The 20912-nt window shown below is 46.2% G+C and carries 16 protein-coding genes; 10 read left to right on the top strand and 6 right to left on the bottom strand.

Translation table 11 applies throughout. The features are described from left to right. Nucleotides 1-101: 101 nt before the first annotated feature. The gene (locus tag BCU75_RS24690; RefSeq protein ID WP_277868907.1) at nucleotides 102-230 is read left to right on the top strand and encodes a hypothetical protein; all 129 of its coding nucleotides are present in this window, start codon (nucleotides 102-104) and stop codon (nucleotides 228-230) included. A gap of 64 nt (nucleotides 231-294) precedes the next feature. On the opposite strand, the gene BCU75_RS10075 is transcribed toward BCU75_RS24690, so the two are convergent. The 3 genes from BCU75_RS10075 to BCU75_RS10065 all read right to left on the bottom strand — a co-directional run bounded on the left by BCU75_RS10075 (nucleotide 295) and on the right by BCU75_RS10065 (nucleotide 3159). Then, the gene (locus BCU75_RS10075; RefSeq protein ID WP_010432560.1) at nucleotides 295-552 is read right to left on the bottom strand and encodes a YdcH family protein; all 258 of its coding nucleotides are present in this window, start codon (nucleotides 550-552) and stop codon (nucleotides 295-297) included. A 156-nt stretch (nucleotides 553-708) separates the two neighbouring features. Then, entirely contained in the window at nucleotides 709-1698 is a 990-nt protein-coding gene (locus BCU75_RS10070; protein ID WP_102473745.1) for a rhodanese-related sulfurtransferase, read from the bottom strand. 312 nt (nucleotides 1699-2010) lie between these two features. Further along, entirely contained in the window at nucleotides 2011-3159 is a 1149-nt protein-coding gene (locus tag BCU75_RS10065; RefSeq protein ID WP_102473744.1) for a PLP-dependent aminotransferase family protein, read from the bottom strand. Between the two features lie 115 nt (nucleotides 3160-3274). Here BCU75_RS10065 and BCU75_RS10060 point away from each other — a divergent pair, with 115 nt between their 5' ends. From BCU75_RS10060 to BCU75_RS10030, 7 genes are all read left to right on the top strand, one after another. Next, on the top strand, nucleotides 3275-4144 hold the full coding sequence (locus BCU75_RS10060; RefSeq protein ID WP_017085035.1) for an AraC family transcriptional regulator: 870 nt from the start codon (nucleotides 3275-3277) through the stop codon (nucleotides 4142-4144). A 245-nt stretch (nucleotides 4145-4389) separates the two neighbouring features. Next, nucleotides 4390-5724 (top strand): MATE family efflux transporter, encoded by a 1335-nt coding sequence (locus BCU75_RS10055; RefSeq protein ID WP_102473743.1) that lies wholly within the window; start codon nucleotides 4390-4392, stop codon nucleotides 5722-5724. A gap of 201 nt (nucleotides 5725-5925) precedes the next feature. Then, entirely contained in the window at nucleotides 5926-6684 is a 759-nt protein-coding gene (locus tag BCU75_RS10050; protein ID WP_102473742.1) for an ATP-binding cassette domain-containing protein, read from the top strand. Next, nucleotides 6681-7532 carry an ABC transporter ATP-binding protein gene (locus BCU75_RS10045; protein WP_102473741.1) on the top strand — a complete coding sequence of 284 codons (852 nt, stop codon included), beginning with the start codon at nucleotides 6681-6683 and terminating at the stop codon, nucleotides 7530-7532. The genes BCU75_RS10050 and BCU75_RS10045 overlap by 4 nt, the downstream gene beginning before the upstream one ends. A 100-nt stretch (nucleotides 7533-7632) precedes the next feature. Further along, nucleotides 7633-9144 (top strand): ABC transporter substrate-binding protein, encoded by a 1512-nt coding sequence (locus tag BCU75_RS10040; protein WP_102473740.1) that lies wholly within the window; start codon nucleotides 7633-7635, stop codon nucleotides 9142-9144. A 4-nt stretch (nucleotides 9145-9148) separates the two neighbouring features. Beyond that, nucleotides 9149-10885 (top strand): ABC transporter permease subunit, encoded by a 1737-nt coding sequence (locus BCU75_RS10035; RefSeq protein WP_102473739.1) that lies wholly within the window; start codon nucleotides 9149-9151, stop codon nucleotides 10883-10885. A 159-nt stretch (nucleotides 10886-11044) separates the two neighbouring features. Continuing rightward, nucleotides 11045-11287 carry a hypothetical protein gene (locus BCU75_RS10030; RefSeq protein WP_102473738.1) on the top strand — a complete coding sequence of 81 codons (243 nt, stop codon included), beginning with the start codon at nucleotides 11045-11047 and terminating at the stop codon, nucleotides 11285-11287. Nucleotides 11288-11408: 121 nt separating this feature from the next. Here BCU75_RS10030 and BCU75_RS10025 read toward each other — a convergent pair whose 3' ends face one another. The 3 genes from BCU75_RS10025 to BCU75_RS10015 form a co-directional block, all read right to left on the bottom strand. Next, the gene (locus BCU75_RS10025; protein WP_102473737.1) at nucleotides 11409-14264 is read right to left on the bottom strand and encodes an FAD-binding and (Fe-S)-binding domain-containing protein; all 2856 of its coding nucleotides are present in this window, start codon (nucleotides 14262-14264) and stop codon (nucleotides 11409-11411) included. 152 nt (nucleotides 14265-14416) lie between these two features. Then, the gene (gene lldD, locus BCU75_RS10020) at nucleotides 14417-15556 is read right to left on the bottom strand and encodes an FMN-dependent L-lactate dehydrogenase LldD (protein WP_076674872.1); all 1140 of its coding nucleotides are present in this window, start codon (nucleotides 15554-15556) and stop codon (nucleotides 14417-14419) included. A gap of 205 nt (nucleotides 15557-15761) precedes the next feature. Next, complete coding sequence (locus BCU75_RS10015; protein ID WP_102473736.1) at nucleotides 15762-17456, bottom strand: L-lactate permease; 1695 nt, start codon at nucleotides 17454-17456, stop codon at nucleotides 15762-15764. Between the two features lie 234 nt (nucleotides 17457-17690). Between BCU75_RS10015 and BCU75_RS10010 the strand changes: the two genes are divergently transcribed. Together BCU75_RS10010 and BCU75_RS10005 are read left to right on the top strand one after the other, a co-directional pair. Further along, nucleotides 17691-18608 carry a LysR family transcriptional regulator gene (locus BCU75_RS10010; protein ID WP_017081288.1) on the top strand — a complete coding sequence of 306 codons (918 nt, stop codon included), beginning with the start codon at nucleotides 17691-17693 and terminating at the stop codon, nucleotides 18606-18608. Between the two features lie 87 nt (nucleotides 18609-18695). Then, nucleotides 18696-20756, top strand: coding sequence for a prolyl oligopeptidase family serine peptidase (locus BCU75_RS10005; protein WP_102473735.1), 2061 nt, complete (start codon nucleotides 18696-18698; stop codon nucleotides 20754-20756). Nucleotides 20757-20912: the final 156 nt, after the last annotated feature.

The raw sequence follows: 20912 nt of genomic DNA, 5'->3' as shown, positions 1-20912 counted from the left end.
CTTCAGGACAACAATTATGATGACTTGTTTCAAGGCGAATCATATCAAAGTCCACGCAAAAAACAATGTGCTCCATTTATATAAAATAGAGAGTACAGTTCATGATGAACAAAATTAGTATTTTGTTAGACGTAACTGAGAGAGTATTAGCAATTATCGACTTCTTAGTATCTGAAGATTTTGAATTACCGACCGCTATCATTCAGATTTTCACTAAGTTAGCTGCGTAAACTTGTGGTAAACAGCCCGTCAACGGGCTGTTTAAAAAATGTTTTTGAGGACAAGTGTATTCTGTTAAACGATCTTAAGTGCGTGGTGGCGCGTGAGTTGTTTGTGTAGCGAGTCTTTTAACGCCATTCGCTCTACTTTGAGGTTATGCATGCTGTCGTCATCAATAGGGCTGCCAGAGATTTCTAGCTGACGGATGTCGTAGTCGAGTTGGTGGTATTTCTGCATGTCTGCTTTGAATTTTTCGTCGTCGTGGTTGAGCTGAACAATGTCTAATTTAAGATCTGGGAAATCTAAGATAAAGGCATGGTTTTCATTGAGCATTGGCACTTCCTCCCTAGTCGAATTATCTTCAGTATAGAGCCTATTTTTGAAGATAAATGTGTTCCTAGACACAAAGCGAGAGCAGGATCAAAAAAGGGCATTGGCGTTCCATTATAGATTCGCTGATGCCCTTTGTTATTTTCGTAATATTAAAAACTACTTCGCTTTCTTGCCAGAGCGTTGTTGCTCTTTGTGTGCTAGCTTTTCTTTCTTACGTTGATCGATAAGGTGAGCGGCTTCGCCACCTACGTGGGTTTCGCCACGAGCATTCGACAGTTGAACTTGTTTTTCACGTTCGCGGAAGCGGGCTTTCTGCTCATCGCTGTGCTTATCAATACACTTAGGGCAGCTTACGCCTTTCTCGAAGTGCTCAGAGGCTTTGTCTTCGTCAGTGATTGGCAGACGACACGCATTACAAACATCGTAACCGCTCTTTTCTAGCTGGTGGTTAACTGCAACACGGCCGTCAAATACGTAGCAGTCGCCTTCCCACATGCTCTCTTCTTCTGGTACTTCTTCTAAGTACTTAAGAATGCCGCCTTCAAGGTGGTATACCTCATCAAAGCCTTGCTCTTTCATGTAGGCTGTTGATTTTTCGCAACGAATACCGCCCGTACAGAACATCGCGACTTTTTTGTGTTTCTTAGGATCGAGATTTTCTTCAACGTATTGAGGGAATTCACGGAAGGTTTCTGTATTTGGGTTTACTGCATTTTTGAATGTGCCGATATCGACTTCGTAGTCGTTACGAGTATCAACCAAAATCACATCAGGATCAGAAATCAGAGCGTTCCACTCATTTGGTTTTACGTAAGTGCCAACAACGTGGCGTGGGTCGATACCCTCAACGCCCATGGTTACGATCTCTTTCTTAAGCTTAACCTTAGTGCGGTTGAATGGTTGTTCTTCGTTGAACGACTCTTTGTAAACAACATCAGCCAAACGAGAATCTTGTTTGAACCATTGAAGAAGAGCGTCGATAGATTCGCGCTTACCTGCAACGGTGCCGTTGATACCTTCACTCGCAAGTAGCAAAGTACCGCGGATTTGGTTGGCTTCTAACACGTCAGTGAGTGGCTGGCGAATATCTTGGTAATCATCAAGTGCTACGAATTTATACAGAGCACATACAACATATTGAGACATGGTTTTTCCTTTCTGCGAGCTGGAACGTAAATCCAGAGCGGTTGCCTTTTATGATACAGACTGAGTTTGATTTACTCAGGTTTGCCCATATTGGCTTATTAAAATCCGCCGCAGTATAACCAAGCCAAGGAAGGACAAAAACCAACTAAAAGTAGGGCTATTTAGCATTATTATCCGTGTGGTTTATAGGCTGGAAAATGCAATGAAACTGTTTTATCTGGTTCGAATTACAATACGTATTCCTAAACAAAAAGCCCTGCTGTAAGAATACAGCAGGGCCTTGGTATCTAGTCTGTGTTATTTAAGCAGTGATTACGCTTGGTTCAGTACTTCCGCTAAGCGTTTCACCGCTTCCGTTAGTTCTTCTGGGTTGGCATTGGTGAAGTTGAGGCGCAGTGCTGCTTTTGCTTCATCTGCTTTTGGATAGAAGACTGGGCTTGGTACAACCGCTACGCCATTCGATAGTAAAGTCTTAGCTAATTCGAAGGTATCGCACTCTGGGATTTCAACCCAAATGAACATCCCGCCATCTACGGCTTTTAACACGCAATCTGCAGGCAGTTGTTTTTCTAGCTCTGAAAACAACACTTCATAACGAGACTTGTAAAGGGTACGAATGTTTTCCATGTGCAGGTTGAAATCTTCATGCTTCAGAAGGCCAACAAGCAGCGCTTGCATTGGTACACTTGAGTGTAAGTCCGCGCCTTGCTTCACTTTAATCAGTGGCTCAAGGTAGCTGCGTTTGCCGGTTACTGCGCCAATGCGTAAACCTGGCGATGCAATCTTAGAGAATGAACGAAGAACGATAGAGTTGTCAGGGCAGAACGAAGAAACCATTGGCAGTTCAGTGCCGGTAAAGCGCAGCTCGCGGTATGGCGCATCTTCAATGAATGCCACGTTGTATTTGATACACAGCTCAGCCACTTTTTGACGAGTTTCTGTTGCCCAGCAAACGCCCGTTGGGTTATGGAAATCAGGTACGGCATAGAACATTTTCGGTGATTGCTCTGCAAAGCACGTTTCTAGTTCGTCTAGGTTCGGACCAAATTCTGTTTGAGACACAGTCACGATGTTCGCTTGAACTAAGCCAAACACTTGCATCGCACCCAAGTAGCTTGGTGCTTCCATCACTACCACATCACCCGGATCAACATAGGCACGTGCAATCAAATCCAAGCCCTGTTGAGAACCAGTACAGATCATTGCTGTGTGAGTTTCTGGTAATTGGTAGCTTTGTGTTAGGTGATCAAGCAACGGGCCATAACCTGCGGTCGAACCGTATTGGAAAACTTCAGGCATGTTCGCTAGGTTTTCTAGCGTAGGCTTCATTAAATCGATAGGGAATGTTTTCGCATCGGGTAAACCACCGGCCAACGAAATAACATTAGGATCGCTTGCGGCTGCGAGGATCTCTCGAATGTATGAAGATTGAATCTGTTGTAATGACTGTGCGATTTCCATGTGTTGTGTCTCGTCGTTTATCGTTTTTATTCTATCGCTTGATATTACACGGCAATTGTAAAAACTAGCGTGTCCGTTTATGCTCTTAAACATGTCCATTTATGCTATTTGAACGATGTCACGACAACACATATCCCGAATCAATGATGTTTTGTTCCATATTCACCAAGACATCAGTCAGCCTTTGTCGGCAAAAGCGCTCTCTGAGATTGCTGCGTATTCAGAGCAACACTTTCATCGCACGTTCAAAAGTGTGGTTGGGGAGTCGTTGCATCAATACATTCGACGCACTCGAATGGAGTATGCGGCCAATCAATTAATGTTCGATACCAGCTCGTCTGTGGTTGAGATCGCCCATAAATGTGGCTTTAGCTCTGTGTCTTCGTTTAGCCGAGCATTTAAAGCGACCTTTAATATGTCGCCAGGAGAATGGCGTAAGCATGATTTACAGATTGCAGAAAAACCCTATTTGAAAGATCCCGAAGTGGCGGCAGGCTATTTGAATGTGTCGCAGCGGGAGTTGCCGGAACCTAAAATTGTTGAAGTATCAGACCGAATGGCGGCTTATGTTAGACATACTGGTTATAACCGCTCCATTCGCAACGCGTGGCTGATATTGAAAGCATGGGCGAACTCTGAACAGCGTGATTTTTCGAGTCAGTTCGGCTTGCATCACTCTAACCCTGCTTGGGTTGAAATGGATCAGTGTCGTTATGTAGCGTGCATCGCGATAGATGAGCCGATCAAGTATCGAAGTGTCGTGAACCAGATGGTGATTCCAGGCGGTTTGCATGCCGTGTTTCGACTTAATGGTCGTTATGGTGAGCTGCTACCACAGATCAGTATGGTATTGGAAAAATGGTTGCCGGCTTCTGGTTTCAAACAGCGTTCGACTCCTGCGTATGTGCATTATCATCGGAACCACTTTCTCAATAGTGATGAAGTGTTTGAGCTTGATTTCTACCTCCCTGTGAGTTTTTACTGAGTCTTTATCTGGCTAACTAATGAATTGGCTCGGTAATTCGTTTTGTTGTGTTTTTTCGAGCGTGGCTTTACTCATTTGTTGTGGCTAATTTGCTCACTCAATGGCTGAAAGGCATCTTATGTTGATGATGTAATGAAGAGAAAGCTTGTTGATAATTTACCTCAGTAATTGATGACAACGTACGGATTAAGCGATAGCATTCCGTTCTAATTGCAAATAATTCTTAATATCACTCGCTAGAATATATGACCATTACCCATAAAGATTATCTGAAAATCGCCTTCCCCTTCATCATCTCAACGGTGACACAGCCTCTGCTTGGTGCGGTGGATACTGCTGTTATCGGCCAGCTTGGCATTGCTGAATTGATTGGTGGCGTGGCGATCGGCACTATCATTATGAACACCATGTATTGGTTGTTTGGTTTTTTCCGTGTTAGTACCACGGGACAAAGTGCGATGGCACTGGGCAAAGGGAATCGTTCTGATTTAGCGGGCAGCTTGATGCGTCCATTTGTGTTGTCTGGTTTGGTAGGTTTGATCTTTATCTTGATACAACCACTCATCTGGCAAGGCGCGATGTGGGTGATAGAACCTGAAGCGAAAGTGGCTGAGCACGCGCATATCTACTTCAGTATTTTGATTTATGGTGCACCTTTTGTACTGCTCAACTACACCATTATTGGTTGGTTAATGGGGCAGGCGAAAGCCAAAGAAGTTCTTTACACACAAGTGTTTGGTAACGTGTTGAACATTGTATTGGATGCGGTGTTTGTACTTTATTTCGACTTGGGTGTTGCGGGTGTGGCCTACGCAAGTTTGATTGCACAAGTCACTACTTTCGCTATTGGTATGACACTGGTGATTAAGACCAGCAATATCTCGATCTCTGAGTTCCTACAAGGTTCGAAGATGACTAAGAAAGACCTATCGACAATCATCTCTTCAAATACTGATCTCTTACTTCGTACCATCTGTATTTTAGTTTTCTTCAATATGATGGCGCGTACTGGTTCTAAACTGGGTGCCGATGTTCTGGCTGCTAACGCGATCTTGATGCAGGTGACCTTCATTATCAGTTACATGTTTGACGGCATTGCCAATGCATCGAGTGTGTTCGCGGGTAAAGCGGTAGGTCAGAAAACCCCTTCAATGTTGGATCGTGTATTAAGACTTAACTTCCAATGGACGGCGAGCTTTATTGCCGTACTAACCCTCCTCATCTTGGTATTCAAAGACAACATTGTTTTCTTGTTTACCGATATCCCAACGCTTGTCGCTCTATATCAAGAGATGGCTCCGTGGTTGATTGTGTTCCCGCTGGTGTCTGGCTTTGGCTTAACGGTTTACGGCATCTTTACCGGAACGGGTACCACGCGTCCGGTTAGGGACTCTAGCATCGCTACTATGTTGGTTTTCTTAGCGGTACAGGCATTATCAATCGATATGTGGGGCAATCATGGTTTGTGGTTGGCGTTTACCTTGTTTTATCTTGGACGTATTGCCTTCTTGTATCCGTTCATCGCACAAGTTAAGCAGAAGTGCCTTCCAACAGAAGGTGCATCCGCGGCGTGTCATTAGGTTAGAAACACAATCGTTATTGCCAGTACTTTTGAAAGCGCCTGACAGCATTATGCTAAGGGCGCTTTTTCTATCTAATGACCTAGTAAAAATGGTCAATCAAACATCAAATAAAATGCGATACGGTTCAATGTTCGCTTTTCATCATGTAGGCTTAATGATAGAGTTGTTATGTTATAACATCCATTTATGAGTATCTGCGTGAACGCCCCACTTCTGTCTGTTGACCAATTAACGATCAAAACCTCTTCGAGAACACTTTTTCAAGATATTCATTTCGATGTATATCGAGGTGAGCTGTTGGCGATCATGGGTCCGTCAGGCATTGGTAAGTCGATGCTCTCACGCGCGATTGCAGGCTTTCTTCCAGAAACGGTTGATGTTGAAGGTCATATTTCTTTATCTGGTCACGCGGTGTGTGGTTTGCCTATATTGCAAAGAACCGCAGCACAACGACCTGCGATTATCTTCCAAGATGCACTTCAAGCTTTAAACCCTCTTGTTTCCATTGAAGGCCAACTCAGTCTGGCATTAACGGGTACTCGCACTAAGCTTAAACCACAAGACAAAACCAAACTCACGGAATTATTAGTTCAACTTGGTTTCCCTAATCCTGAGACCATCTTGCCGTTATACCCGAGCCAAATTTCGGGAGGGCAACGCCAACGAATTTGTATTGCGATTGGGTTGTTGAGTAACGCTGATATTATCATTGCCGATGAGCCAACCAGTGCGTTAGACCCGGTGACAGAGCAAGAGATACTTAAGTTGATTCGAGACAATGTTAAACAGCGACAAATTGGTGGCTTGTTGATTACTCATGACCTGCACAGCGCATTAGCGTGTGACAAGTTGTTGGTCATCGATGATGGTGGAGTGGTGGCTTACGGCGCACCAAAACATGCGCTTGAATCAAGCTCTCATGCTTTCTGTTGTTCATTGAGAGACTTAATCGAATGAGCCCGACCTTACCACTCAATTCAGAAGCCTCGCCGCCAATGCCAGTGACTGATTCAGACACACAAACACCGATCGAGATTAAGTTCGAGAATGCTGGTGTGCACTATTACTCAATCCCGAGTTGGTTGGGTGGTAAGGCATTTAAAGCTCTACAGAACATCGACCTCAATGTTGAAGACAAAAGTTTAGCCATTGTTGGGCGTTCTGGTGCCGGAAAGTCGACACTGATTGAGTTGTTATTTGGCCTTAAAGCCCCAACTGTTGGTCGAATCAGCCTATTTGGTTATGCACTGCCTATTTGCGATAGCAAAGCGCAAGCAACGGTGTGCCGCCTAATCCAATTGGTACCCCAAGAGCCGCACACCAGTCTCAACCCTTACTATACCGTTCGACAGATCTTAGCCGAGCCGCTCAGCAATTTAGATGTTTCAGGCAATCATGAAAGCATCATTGAAGAGACGTTGTCGGACGTTGGATTGCCAGCCAGTTTGCTCTCACTGAAACCTAATCAGCTTTCTACAGGCCAAGCCCAACGTGTGGCGATTGCTCGAGCTCTTGTTGTTAGACCCGCCGTGTTAGTGGCCGATGAACCGACTGCCAGCCTTGACCCGGTGAACCGTCAAAGGTTGTTGGATTTGCTTAACTCACTGAAAAAGAAACGCGACATGCGAATAGTTTTGGTGACGCACGATCTCGGCGCGGCAAAAGCGCTTTGTGAAGAAATCTTGGTGCTTGACCATGGCGAGATGGTGGAACACGGACCGACCGCTCAAGTGATGAGTCAACCTGCTCATTGTACGACTCAATTGCTGATTCAATCTCAGCCTCTTTCGAAATCGACTTGTTAACACAACCTTATTCATTACGAAATACAGTTTGTTAACGAAATATGGTTTATCAACGAAATCCAGCTTATTAACACAACACAGCTTACAGAGAAAAATAACTATGCGTTTTAATTCAATCAAACTGGCTTGCGCTCTTGCGTTGGCTCTGCCTTTGACGGGCTGTTTTGACTCTCAACCAGAGTCGAGCGATGCCGCAGTCAAATCTGAAATCCGTGTTGCGATGATGCAACCGCCAAGAACAGGCTTATCGCCACTTTCTGATGATGCTTTTAAGTTGTCTCGTTGGAGCACAGCAGAAACTCTGGTTAATCTGAGCTCAACTTCAGAAGCACAGCCGATGCTGGCAACTGACTGGAAACATCTTGATCCACTGACTTGGCAATTCACGATTCGCCAAGGTGTTAAGTTCCACGATGGTTCTACATTAACGGCAAACTCTGTAGTGAACTCTCTACAAAAAGCGCTTGAAGCTGCGCCTAAGCCACGCATTCTAGATGGTGTAGATCTAGAAGTGAAAGCGATGGATAACTACCGCGTAGAGATCAAAACCAGCTTTGATGATCCTCTTTTACCAAGCCGTTTATCAAGCCCTCAACTAGCAATTCTTGCAGCAAGTGCGTACCAAGAAGATGGCCGTGTTATCCCAACGGGCGCGGGTACAGGTCCGTTTGAATTGACTGAGATTAACGGTACAACAAGCGCGAAACTAAAACGTTTTGATGACTACTGGGGTGAGAAAGCGCAGGTTGAATCTGTGATCGCAGAATACGTTCCTAACGGTTTTGCGCGTGCTGCGGCTCTAAGAACCGGAACGGCAGACATCGTTGAAGCGGTACCCGTTTCACAAATCGCGACCATCGATCCGAATCTACTTTACGAAGTGGCAATGCCTCGTACCAATACGCTTTACCTGAACAACAAGTCTGGTGTGTTCAGCGATATTAACCTGCGTAAGGTTGCAGCTGCTGCGGTAGACAGAGAGCAGATCGTTAGTACTGTTTATGAAAACCATGCGGACATCGCACAAGGCCTATTAGGTCCTGCACTTGCTTGGGCTGAGCCAATTCGACCTGAAGGTCAGACATTGGATAAGACGCTAAAAGCGAACGGTGAAAGCATTGTTATCGGTACCTTTACCGACCGTGCAGAGCTTCCAGAAGTAGCAGCGCTGCTTAAACAGCAACTTGAAGCGGCTGGTTTCAAAGTTGAGCTGGATATCCGCGAGTACGCTCAGATTGAAAACGATGCGCTATCAGGCAAGTTTGATGCGTTCATCCTTTCTCGTGCAACCGTTCTAGATTCTGGTGACCCAGTGGCTTACATGATGAGTGATTTTGGCTGTAAGGGTTCCTTCAACCTTGGTCAATTCTGTTCTCAAGAAGTAGACCAAGCGCTGACTCATGCTGACTTACAACCACTAGGTGCACTGCGTCAGCAAGCTATCATCGAAGCTGAGCAAAAAATCTTGAATGACTTTGCTGCTATCCCATTGCTTCACGAACGTGTGATTCAAGGTGAAAGCGAGCGCGTAAGCAATGTGGTTCGTGACCCAAGTGAGCGCCGTTTAGTTGACCAAACTACACAGATTAACCAAGCGAAACAGGCTAACTAAATAGATGCTATCTGCTGAGACTCTGCGTCGAACCTTGTTTATCTTGACGCCTTGGCTATCAAGAATCGCCTCACTGATCGTGGTGGTGATTCTTGTTGGTTTGATGCCTGACATTGCAGGCATCGACCCAAGCCAATCTATTCTGCGAGCGAGAGCGGGACAACAACACCTGCTTACGCCTGAAGCTCTAGCTGCCGTACGCGCTGATCTTCAGCTTGACCGTTCGGCAAGCGAGCGCCTGATTGACTGGGTAGGAAGTGCTTTTTCGGGTGACCTAGGGAAATCATGGATTGATGGCTCTTCGGTTGCATTCGGCATTCAAAAGACAGCGTCTACGTCTCTGTTTCTGATGTCGAGTGCACTTGTGATGACTTTCGTACTGTGCGGTGCAGGCTTGCTTGCCACCTTACGCAGCTGGAAGAAGGGCAAACTGGGCCAGAGTTACAGCAGTTTAAGTACGGTATTAATATCTTTGCCAGAGTACGTGGTCGCCTCGGTATTAATACTGGTGTTCTCTATCTGGTTAGGTTGGCTGCCGCCGTATGGTTGGCAAGGTTGGCAAGACATCTGGTTACCGAGCTTAGCGCTTGCATTGCCTGCCAGCGGCCTGTTTAGTCGCCTACTCAGAGACAGTTTACAACGCGTTCTCAATGAACCTTGGGTGATCACTTGGCTCAGTGCCAACGTTCACTCCAATCAAATTATTCGCTTTGCGCTGAAAAGAGCGTTGAGCAGTCTGATCCCACAAATCGCGATGATTGTGATTGGTTTGACTGGTGGCGCAGTCGCGGTTGAGCTTATCTTCTCGATTCCCGGTATCGGTCGCATGATCTTAGGCGCAGCCAAAGCGCAAGACTTGCCGATGTTGCAAGGCGGCCTGTTGGTATTGCTGCTATTTTCAATTGCCGTGAGCAGCATGAGCTTGTTTGTTCAACAGCTGATTCTGGGTCACACTCTGAAAAGCGGTAAGCTCATTAGTAGCCACTCTTCGTTTCGCTTTACACAAAGCCGCACCAAGCGTGCTGTTGCTTTTTCAATATTCTCATTCCTGATTGCTATCGTGGTTTGGGCTGCATTTCGTGACCCATACACCAGTCAATTTTCTCGTTTAGCAGATCCAAGTTGGCAAGCACCATTGGGTGCGGATGGCATTGGCCGAGATCTGTTAGCGAGAATCGGGTCGGGCATGGTCTCGACCTTCCAAGCGGGCATATTGGCAACGTTTTTGAGTTTGGTTACAGGCATCATCATGGGTTTCAATACCCGCTTTAGCCAAGGCCTTATCGAGATCACTAAGGGTATCCCTTACATCATTGCAGGCTTGCTGATTGCGGGTTTAACGGGAATGAACCCGAGTAGTGCATTAATCGCGATTGTATTGGTGTCTTGGGCGCCATTGGCGGCGCATTGCTCAAGCTTAATCGTGGAAGCGAAGGCTCAACCTTATACGCATCTCGCGCCATTGTGGGGAACCAGCAAGCTTCGAATTTTCCGTTTCTACTTACTTCCTTATGTATTGCCGCCTTTGCTAAGGCACGCGATGTTGAGGCTGCCAGTAATTACATTGAGCCTGACATCGCTGAGCTTCATCGGTTTAGGTGCGAAACCACCTGCACCGGAATGGGGTTTGATGATTGCAGAGAACTTGCCCTACATTGAACGCGCGCCATTAGCTGTCATGGGGCCAATTGTTGGTCTGATTCTATTAGGTGCGGCCATTAATATGATGTTTGATGATTAACGAAAAAGAGCAGGTTGCTTAAGTTTTCGACGAGCTATTCGATTGAGTGTTCGATTTGGCATTTATGTTGTAACCTTGGCCTGTTTTTTGGAATTGGCTTTCGGATCGGTTGTCGATCGGTTTTTAGCTTAGTTAAGTGTTCAGCGTTAAGGATTCAACATGTATCTCGTTTTGTATTGCCACAATATTGGTATGACCGACTTCTCCTTCTTTGAGACGGAAGATTTCGACAAAGAAGAGGGTTATATCGTGCGAGGTAAATGGCCGAACGAAAAAGCATTTCGTGATTACTTGACCAAAGAGTTTGGTGATATGAGCGAATTCAAAGTGATTGACCTAATTGCCAAAGGCGCAGAAGCAAAACACTACTCGCCAGAAGAGTTGATGCGCCTAGCTCAGTAGCCGTTAGCTCAGCAATATCTAGCTCGGTAATACGTTTTAAATCGAATAAAGAAATGGCAGCCTGATTGGGCTGCCATTTTTCGTTTTAAGCTAAAGCGCATCACTCGGAGTAAGCGCGAAGCTATTGCGCGACTTCGTCCACCAAGTACAAGATGGATTGATAGGGAATGCCACTGTGATGTGACAAACCAATCTCACAGGTTCGGCTGTTGCTGAATCCGCGAGTGCAGTTGCTTGGTACTTGTTCTTTGAGTGGGTGTACTGCCGCTTCATTCAGCTCTGGTGTGGTAAAGCCTTTATCACCCGCCCAACCACAGCATTGAATATGCTCTGGAACAATCACCTCTTCGGTACAGGCTTTAGCAAGGCTCAACATCGCGCCTTCCAAACCCATTCGACGAGAGCTACACGTCACATGTAGCATCACGGTTTCTTGCAGCGGCTCAAGTGTCAGGTGCTCAAGCAAGTATTGGTTCACAAATCCAGTTGGTTCTAGCACTTGCAGTGGTTTTGTGAATTGCTCAATGCTGCGCTTAGCACACGGACTGGTATCCATCAACACTGGGTATTCACCCTGACGACTGGCCTGCCACAACACTTCTTCCAGTTGCTGAGCTTTAGACTGCGCGAGGTCGGTCATGCCTTTGCTGTCATATGGCATACCACAACATTGGTCATCTAGCTTCTTCGGAAGAATAACTTCAAACCCTGCCTTGTTAAGCAAAGACATGGTCACTTCAGTTAGAGGACGTTGGTCGCCCGCATCGCTTTGTTGCCCCATAGTTCGACTTGCACAGGAAGGGAGGTAAACCACCTTCTTATGATTGCTTGAGGATTCTGCCGTCACTGGTGATGAGACTAGCGAATGGCTATTGGATTGCGGCATCTCAGGCATCCAAACTGGCGTTGCGCCTTTAGTCATAGAGCGCAGGCCGTTGGTTAACTTGCCGACTGTACTAGCACCTAGAACTTTACTTGCTACTTGATTGGCTTTGAGGCCGGCCTTTGTCAGTTTGGTGGTGGTTGAGAAATGATCCGCCGTCCACTTTGCAATTGGAGTGAATTTTTCATATTTGGCGATACGAAGCTTCTTCACCAAATCACCGGTGTTGATGCCGACTGGGCAACGCTCGGCACACAAGCCAGTTGCGGCACAAGTATCAATGCCTTGGTATTCGAAGGTTTTCTCTAACTCACTTGCCTCTATCTCTTCACCTGCCGCACGACGGCGTTGCAGCTCGCGGTACAACACAATACGTTGACGTGGAGATAGGGTTAAGGTGCGAGAAGGGCAAACCGGTTCGCAGAATCCACACTCAATACAACGATCGACAAGGTCGTCGGCAGCCGGCATTGGTTTCAGATTAGTAATATGAGAGTTCGGATTGTCGTTAATAATAACGCCCGGGTTGAGCAGTTTTTCTGGATCAAACAAGGCTTTGATTTGTTGCATCAAGGCGTAGCCATCTTTACCCCACTCTAATTCCACGTAAGGTGCCATATTGCGGCCAGTACCGTGTTCCGCTTTCAATGAACCTTGGTATTTGACCGCAACCAATTCAGCAACGTCGTCCATGAAACCACCGTAGCGGTCGATCTCTTCTTGGCTATCAAAACCTTGAGTAAACACAAAGTGCAGGTTGCCTTCTAAGGCATGGCCGAAGATGATCGCTTCGCTGTAGTCGTATTTATCGAACAATTCTTGCAGCTCGCGGATACCGTTGGCGAGGTTCTCTACAGGAAAAGCCACGTCTTCGATGATAACGGTTGTGCCGACTTCACGAACGGCTCCGACGGCTGGGAACATGCCTTTACGGATGCCCCATAGGGTTGCGACTGTCTTCGGATCGGAAGTGAAAGGAACCGATTCAACAATCGTGTACTCAGTTAATGCATCCAAAATTGATTTACATTGTAAATCTAAATCCTGCTGGGAGCTGGCGTGAGATTCAATCAAAATAGCCGCTGCTTCTACGTTGAGGCTCGGCATAAATGCGGGCATCCCCGGATTGTCTGCCACAGAGCGCAGTGCTCTGCCATCCATCAATTCAACCGCAGCAACCGGTGTTTTGGATAGCGTGGTGACGGCCTTACTGGCTTGCTCGATGTCGGCAAATACCAATAGAGCAGAAGCTTTATTCGGGTGTTCAATAACGGTGTTGTAAGTGATTTCGGCAATAAAACCAAGTGTGCCTTCAGAACCAATCATCAGGTGTTTGATGATTTCAATGGGGTCGTGGTAATCAACCAAGGCATTGAGTGCATAGCCAGTGGTATTTTTTAAGCGATATTTGTGACGGATTCTGTCTGCGAGCTCTTGGTTTGAGCAGGTCTGTTTGTGTAAATTAACAATGCCTTCAAACAGCTCTTTGTGTGATAGCTTGAACGCCTCAACACTTGCGTTATCCGCCGTATCAAGCAAGGTGCCATCACTTAATACGATTTTCATGCTGTCGACGGTACGGTACGAATTCTGCGCGGTACCACAGCACATGCCACTGGCGTTGTTCGCCGCAATACCACCAATTTTACAGGTATTGATTGAGGCGGGATCTGGGCCGATTTTACGTTGGAAAGGGGCGAGGTATTTGTTGGCGTCAGCTCCAATCACACCGGGTTGAAGAATGATTTGATTACCGTTGTCCACGATCTCGTGGCCGCGCCAGTCGTCTGTCAATGTGATGAGTACAGAGTCTGAAACGGCTTGCCCTGAAAGACTTGTGCCTGCTGCACGGAAAGTAAAGTGGATACCGAGTTCACGACAGCTTTGAATGGTAAAGATAACTTCGTCTAGGCTTTTAAGCCTTAGAACCATTTTCGGCACCAAGCGATAAAAACTCGCGTCGGTGCCGTAAGCCAAGCGCTTTGCCTCTTGAGTGACAATGCGTTCTGTTTCAATTTTTTGAGCCAATATCGATTCAAGCTGCTGATAAGCTTGTGCGTCTACTACTCGCTCATGGGATGTGGTTGTCTCCATCTTTGCTTCCTTGTGCTTTTTAAATTGGCACTGATTTGTTTTTTTGTTTTATTTTCCAGTGCTTAAACGGTGTCACAACGGCAGTGGAATTGCTGTGACACCGATTGAACTTCAGTCTCAGTAGACCAAAGCATGAGTCTGAATCGGTGTGGTTAACTTAACCCAACTAAAGAGTCGCGATTTAAATCTTTGATAGTCTTAGCGCCAGTCAATGTCATCGCAACGCGCATCTCTTTGTCGTAAAGGTCGAGTAGGTTCTCAACGCCTGCTTGACCTTGTGCAGCCAGCGCGTAGACGAAAGAGCGGCCAAGTAGGGTACAGTCTGCGCCCATTGCCATCATACGAACTACATCTAAGCCAGTACGAATACCTGAGTCGACCAGAATTTTGGTGTCACCTTTTACTGCATCTGCAATCGCAGGTAGTGCTTTGGCACTTGATAAAACACCATCAAGCTGACGACCGCCGTGGTTTGAAACCACGATACCGTCTGCGCCAAATCTTACGGCGTCTTTTGCATCTTCTTCATCAAGAATGCCTTTGATGACCATCGGGCCGTCCCAGAAGTCACGGATCCACTCTAAGTCTTTCCATGAAATCGACGGGTCAAAGTTGTCACCCAACCAACCGATGTAGTCTTCCAGTTTGGTTGGAGAACCGCGGTAAGTAGAGATATTGCCAAGGTCGTGTGGTTTACCAAGCAGGCCAACATCAACTGCCCAGCTAGGATGACGCATCGATTGAAATACACGACGTATTGCTGCATTTGGGCCACTCATTCCTGAGTGCATATCACGATAGCGAGCGCCAGGTACGGGCATATCCACCGTAAAGACCAGTGTTGTTACGCCTGCTGCTTTGGCACGTTCCAATACGTTCTTCATGAAGCCACGATCTTTTAGCACGTAAAGTTGGAACCACATTGGGCGCTCAATCTTAGGTGCGACTTCTTCAATCGGGCAAACTGATACGGTCGACATCGTAAATGGGATGCCTTTGTTGTCAGCCGCTTTTGCAGCTTGTACTTCGCCACGTCGTGCGTACATGCCTGTTAGGCCAACGGGTGCTAAGGCAATCGGCATCGCCAGCTTTTCGCCAAACAACTCAGTTTCCAAATTCAGATCTGACATGTCATTGAGGACACGCTGCTTGAGCGCGATCTCTGCAAGATCGGCCGTGTTGCGGCGTAAGGTATGTTCTCCGTAAGAACCGCCGTCAATGTAGTGAAAAAGAAACGGTGGTAATTTCGCTTTTGCTGCGGCGCGGTAATCAGTCGATGCGGATATGATCATAATTTCAGTCCTAAATTCTTGGGATGTTGCCCTTCTATGAGAGCTTGGCTTGGGCTGCTTGCTTTCTTAATAAAATGGCGTTAATACCCGAGGGTGTTGATGTGTTTTAGTATCCATTCCGAAACTCATCAACTGTCTTATTAGACGGTGTTGCAGTCGGGGAATTGAGTATTAACGCCAAGTGCTTTTGTAACGACTTATGGGTTTACATAAGTGCGTCTGTCATTTTGAAACCGTAGACAACCACTAGGCCAATGATTCCGGTCATTACCAGGTAGTAGAACGTTGGGATAATGGTTTTACGTAACGTTGCGCCTTCACGTCCTAGTAAGCCAACGGTTGCCGATGCGGCGACCACGTTGTGAATAGCAATCATGTTACCGGCAGCTGCGCCAACAGCTTGTAGAGCAACAACTACAGCACTAGAGATAGACAGAGTTTGCGCTACTTCGAATTGGAACTGGCTGAACATCATGTTTGAAACTGTGTTCGAACCAGCAATGAAAGCACCTAACGCACCGACGGTTGCACTTAACGCTGGGAATGCGCCGCCGACTAGGTCAGCTGCAAAGTTTGCAGTGGTTACTGGCATACTTGCTAAATCAGCGCCGTTCACGCCTGAGTTAATGAAGATACGAACCATTGGGATGGTGAACACCAACACAAAGCCAGCGCCTATTAGAGTTTTGCTCGACTCACCAAAGGCTTTAGCCAGTGGTGTTGCGCTGCGTGATTGCATTAGAACAGCAACCAGTGCGACGAATACCAAGATACCGCCAGGTAGATACAGAGGTTGAATCGCTGTACTTACGCCTGTCTCGCCAAGGATGTTGCTGAATGAAAGGCTAACGCTCTTAAGCAGGCCTTTGAACTCAGGGCTAACACGGCTAGCAACTAGAGTGACAGCGAGCAGCACGTAAGGTGCCCATGCCATCGCCATGCTCATTTTCTTATGGCTTTGGTTGTTGTCATCAAGGTCGATTTTCAAAGAACCTAACCATTCTGCTGGCCACTTGTCTTCGCTCTCAAAATCCCATTTTGATTTAGGTACTAGGAAGCCGCGCTTTGCTGCTGTTACAACAATCGCAAGGCCAGCCAAACCACCAATCAGTGATGGGAACTCAGCACCTAAGAAAACACCTGTTAGTGCGTAAGGAATAGTGAAAGCAGCACCTGCGAACAGTGCGAACGGCAGGATATCAAGACCTTCAGTCCAGCTTTTGTTCTTACCGAAGAAGCGAGTCAGCATCATCGCCATCAATACAGGAATCATCACACCAACGCAGGCGTGGATGATCGCAACACTTGATGTGATCTGTTGTAGGTAAGCATCCCATGTTGAGCCATTGGCGATCAGGCTTTCACTGATTTTGTGCGTATCCAAGCCTTTGTTTACGCCAACGATGATAGGTGTACCAACTGCGCCGAACGATACCGGCGTAGATTGAATCATCATACCCATCAGTACCGCAGCTAATGCTGGGAAGCCGATTGCAACCAGTAAAGGAGCGGCGATTGCAGCCGGTGTGCCGAAGCCTGATGCCCCTTCAATGAATGAACCAAAACACCAAGCGATGATGATCGCTTGCACACGACGGTCTGCTGAGATGTCAGTAAAGCCGTTGCGGATGGTGGTGATAGCTCCAGTGTGTTTTAAAGTGTTTAATAAGAAGATGGCGCCAAACACAATCCAGAGAACCGACACCGTAATGCCGAAGCCTTGGAATACTGAAGCCAGCACGCGAGTGCTAGACATATTCCATGCGAATAGGGCGATAGCAACGGTTAATGCAAATGCCACTGGCATCGCTTTTTTCGCAGGCCAGTTAAGGCCAACCAGCAGAATCGCTGCAACAACTATTGGCGAAAAGGCCAATAAAGCTAGTAGAGTTTCACTCATGGGTACTTCCTCGTACTTGTTTTCAAACGTTCATGTTTGAAATGAATAACACATTATTGTTTGACGTTATTTGAATCGCTTTTGGTCTCTAAAGGGCACCATAGTTGGGCGACTCTTGTAATTGGAATGACTGTTTTGTAATTGTTTTGTTAATTTGGCGTGAATTTACCCCTTTATTTTTTATTGATATAGGGAAATAATGAAAATAATTAATTCCAAAATTGGCATAATCAAATGCGAGCAGACGATTTGATCCTGTTTTCACAGGTAGTAGAACTGGGTAGTTTTAGTAAGGTGGCAGAACAAAATAACCTTACAAATTCGGTAGTTAGTAAGAGAATTGCGCGTTTGGAAGAAGAGATTGGCGTGCAACTATTATATCGAACTACGCGTAAATTGACGTTGACCGAGGCAGGTAAGGCAATGTTACACGGAGCCAAAAATGTGAAGCAGGCGGCTCAAGAGGCTATGGACGCAGTTTCAGGCTTTGGTGAAAATGTCAGTGGTCATATCAAAATGTCAGTGCCTACTATCTCCGGAGATTTGATTCTCGCAGACGCTGTTGCCGAGTTTTGTAATATGCACCCAGGTTTAACGGTCGATATGTCTCTTAACAATCGATTTGTAGACTTGGTTGATGATGGTCTCGACTTGGTCATTCGAACCGGTTATTTGGAAGACTCCAGCTTAATTGCCCGTCATATCTTGGACTCTCAATGGGTGGTATGTGCCTCTCCGTCTTATATAGCTAAGAATGGTAAGCCGATGCAGCCCAAGGATTTGGTTGAGCACAATTGTCTGCAATACGCTTATCAAACAACGGGTGCCAGTGAGTGGCAATTTCTGCATAGTAAAGATGGCTTTACTGATAACGATAAATACATCGTGCGCGTCTCTGGTTCTTTCTCTACCGATAACGCTACAGCACTTCGTAAAGCGGCGTTGGGCGGTCACGGTGTTGCGTACGTGCCACGTTGTCTGGTTTATCACGATATACGTAACGGCCAGCTGGTGGATATCTTCCCGGACTTAGTCGGCAAAAAGTTGGGTATTTATGCGGTGTATCCCTTTACTCGCCAACCACCGAACAAAATTAAGCTACTGATCGAACACATCAGAACGCGTTACTTAACGATTTCACACTATTTTTAATGCTATGAGTTTCAAGCTTGGTTTTATAAGAAAACTTGGTTTCATGAGCAGAGTCATAGCATTACAGCATATAAAATAAGGATCACGATGAGCGATTTTAAAGAGTATCAATATCCAATGACTAACCAACAGATCGTCAACGATGACTATTTTGATCAAATAGTCGAAGACCCTTATCGCTGGTTAGAAGACGATAGAAGTGATGAAACCGCGCAGTGGGTGGCAAGTCAAAATGAAGTGACGTTCGATTACCTTGCTCAAATTCCGTATCGAGCAGAACTGCGAGAGCGATTAGCAAAAGCGCAAGACTACAAAAAGAGCTCGCAGCCGTTTGTACGAGGAGATTACACCTACTTCTATAAGAACGATGGCCTGCAGAATCACAGTATTCTCTATCGTCAGAAAGAAGGGCAACAAGAAGAGGTTTTCTTAGATCCGAACACCTTCTCGCAAGATGGCACTACATCACTGGGTTCTGTGTCGTTTTCCAAAGATTATAGCTTGGCGGCGTATAGCATTTCAGAGGGTGGTAGTGACTGGCGTAAGATCTTTGTGATTGATACCGAGACTAAAAAGCAGCATGAAGCTGAAATCACCGATGCGAAGTTTACCGGCATTTCTTGGTTGGGTAATCGCGGCTTTTATTACTCTAGCTACGATAAGCCAGACGGCAGCCAGCTTTCTGCACGTAACGAACAACACAAGCTTTACTTCCATGAATTGGGCACTGAGCAAGCCAGCGATAAGATAATTTTTGGTGAGAGCAACGCCGAGCAACACCGCTATGTATCAGGCTATACCACTGAGGACGACCGTTACTTGATCATTCTAGGGCGAGAGTCGACATCGGGTAATAGGTTGTTCTATATCGATTTAAACTCACAAGAACAGTCACTGAACACGCTGATTGATCATGTGGATAGCGACACTTACCTCATCGATAATCAAGATGAAGTCTTCATTTTATACACCAATCTCGATGCGCCTAATGGCAAGGTGGTGAGCTTTGATACTCGCGATGGGAAATGGCTCGAAATCATCCCTGAAAAGCCACAACCATTGGATATCAGCACGGGCGGTGGTTACTTGTTTGCTCACTACATGGTGGATGTGGTGTCTAAGATTGAGCAGTTGGATTACCAAGGTAATCTGGTTCGTGAAATTCATTTGCCTGGGCTGGGAACGGCCAGTGGCTTAGGTGGAAAAAACGAGCAAACTCAGCTTTATTACACCTTTACCAACTATGTAACGCCGCCAACGATTTTCTCTTTTGATGTTGAATCTGGAAGCTCTGAAGTCTACCAACGCTCTGAGTCTCCGTTTGAGTCGGATCAATTTGAGTCTAAACAAGTCTTCTATACGTCGAAGGATGGCACCAAGGTTCCGATGCTTATCTCTTATAAGAAGGGATTAGTGTTAGATGGCAATAACCCAACCATGTTGTACGCCTATGGTGGTTTCAATGTCAGCCTAACGCCTGCTTTCTCTGGTACGGTCGGCAGCTGGTTGGAGTTGGGTGGCGTGTATGCCGTGCCTAACTTACGTGGCGGCGGTGAATACGGTAAGGCATGGCACAAAGCCGGCACTCAACAACAAAAGCAAAACGTATTTGACGACTTTATTGCTGCTGCGGAGTTCTTAATCGAAGAAAACTACACCAGCAGTGATAAGTTAGCGATCCGCGGCGGTTCTAACGGAGGCTTGCTAGTAGGCGCTTGTATGACACAAAGGCCTGAACTGTTTAAAGTGGCCTTGCCTGCCGTTGGGGTACTGGACATGTTGCGTTACCACACTTTTACTTCTGGCGAAGGCTGGGCTTACGACTACGGTACTTCAGCGCAAAGCAAAGAGATGTTCGAATACCTACTTGGCTATTCACCGGTTCATAATGTGGTGCGTGGCACGGACTATCCAGCAACTCTGGTCACTACCGCCGATCATGATGACCGTGTTGTGCCCGCACACTCTTATAAGTTCATCTCAGAACTGCAAGATAAGCATCAAGGTGACACCCCCGTGATGATTCGTATTGATGTGAATGCTGGCCATGGCGCAGGAATACCGCTGAGCAAAGCTATCGATTTAACAGCAGATATCTACGCATTTACTCTGTTCAATATGGGAATAGAGCTTCTAGATTCACTTTAGCGAATACTTGATTTTAGATAGCTGGGTATTTGACTCAAACCAAAAAGCCTCAAAATTCGCCTTAGATTTTGAGGCTTTTCATATATATGAAAGCCAATCAAAAATGCACTCTATTCTCGTCTCTTTACTACACACTTTTTCGTGATAGCGGCCACC

Origin of the sequence: Vibrio splendidus, from assembly GCF_002873455.1 — a bacterium.
Classification (GTDB): domain Bacteria; phylum Pseudomonadota; class Gammaproteobacteria; order Enterobacterales; family Vibrionaceae; genus Vibrio; species Vibrio splendidus_J.
Note: the sequence above shows the minus strand (reverse complement) of the source record. Positions and strands in the feature narration are given on the sequence as shown.

What these genes read in the sequence shown, in the direction of transcription:
- BCU75_RS10055 (WP_102473743.1), top strand. Translation starts at nt 4,390, where the DNA reads ATGACCATTACCCATAAAGATTATCTGAAAATCGCCTTCCCCTTCATC.
- BCU75_RS10010 (WP_017081288.1), top strand. Translation starts at nt 17,691, where the DNA reads ATGCGAGCAGACGATTTGATCCTGTTTTCACAGGTAGTAGAACTGGGT.
- BCU75_RS10070 (WP_102473745.1), bottom strand. Translation starts at nt 1,698, where the DNA reads ATGTCTCAATATGTTGTATGTGCTCTGTATAAATTCGTAGCACTTGAT.
- BCU75_RS10025 (WP_102473737.1), bottom strand. Translation starts at nt 14,264, where the DNA reads ATGGAGACAACCACATCCCATGAGCGAGTAGTAGACGCACAAGCTTAT.
- BCU75_RS10030 (WP_102473738.1), top strand. Translation starts at nt 11,045, where the DNA reads ATGTATCTCGTTTTGTATTGCCACAATATTGGTATGACCGACTTCTCC.
- BCU75_RS10065 (WP_102473744.1), bottom strand. Translation starts at nt 3,159, where the DNA reads ATGGAAATCGCACAGTCATTACAACAGATTCAATCTTCATACATTCGA.
- BCU75_RS10075 (WP_010432560.1), bottom strand. Translation starts at nt 552, where the DNA reads ATGCTCAATGAAAACCATGCCTTTATCTTAGATTTCCCAGATCTTAAA.
- lldD (WP_076674872.1), bottom strand. Translation starts at nt 15,556, where the DNA reads ATGATCATATCCGCATCGACTGATTACCGCGCCGCAGCAAAAGCGAAA.
- BCU75_RS24690 (WP_277868907.1), top strand. Translation starts at nt 102, where the DNA reads ATGATGAACAAAATTAGTATTTTGTTAGACGTAACTGAGAGAGTATTA.
- BCU75_RS10040 (WP_102473740.1), top strand. Translation starts at nt 7,633, where the DNA reads ATGCGTTTTAATTCAATCAAACTGGCTTGCGCTCTTGCGTTGGCTCTG.
- BCU75_RS10045 (WP_102473741.1), top strand. Translation starts at nt 6,681, where the DNA reads ATGAGCCCGACCTTACCACTCAATTCAGAAGCCTCGCCGCCAATGCCA.
- BCU75_RS10015 (WP_102473736.1), bottom strand. Translation starts at nt 17,456, where the DNA reads ATGAGTGAAACTCTACTAGCTTTATTGGCCTTTTCGCCAATAGTTGTT.
- BCU75_RS10035 (WP_102473739.1), top strand. Translation starts at nt 9,149, where the DNA reads ATGCTATCTGCTGAGACTCTGCGTCGAACCTTGTTTATCTTGACGCCT.
- BCU75_RS10005 (WP_102473735.1), top strand. Translation starts at nt 18,696, where the DNA reads ATGAGCGATTTTAAAGAGTATCAATATCCAATGACTAACCAACAGATC.
- BCU75_RS10060 (WP_017085035.1), top strand. Translation starts at nt 3,275, where the DNA reads ATGTCACGACAACACATATCCCGAATCAATGATGTTTTGTTCCATATT.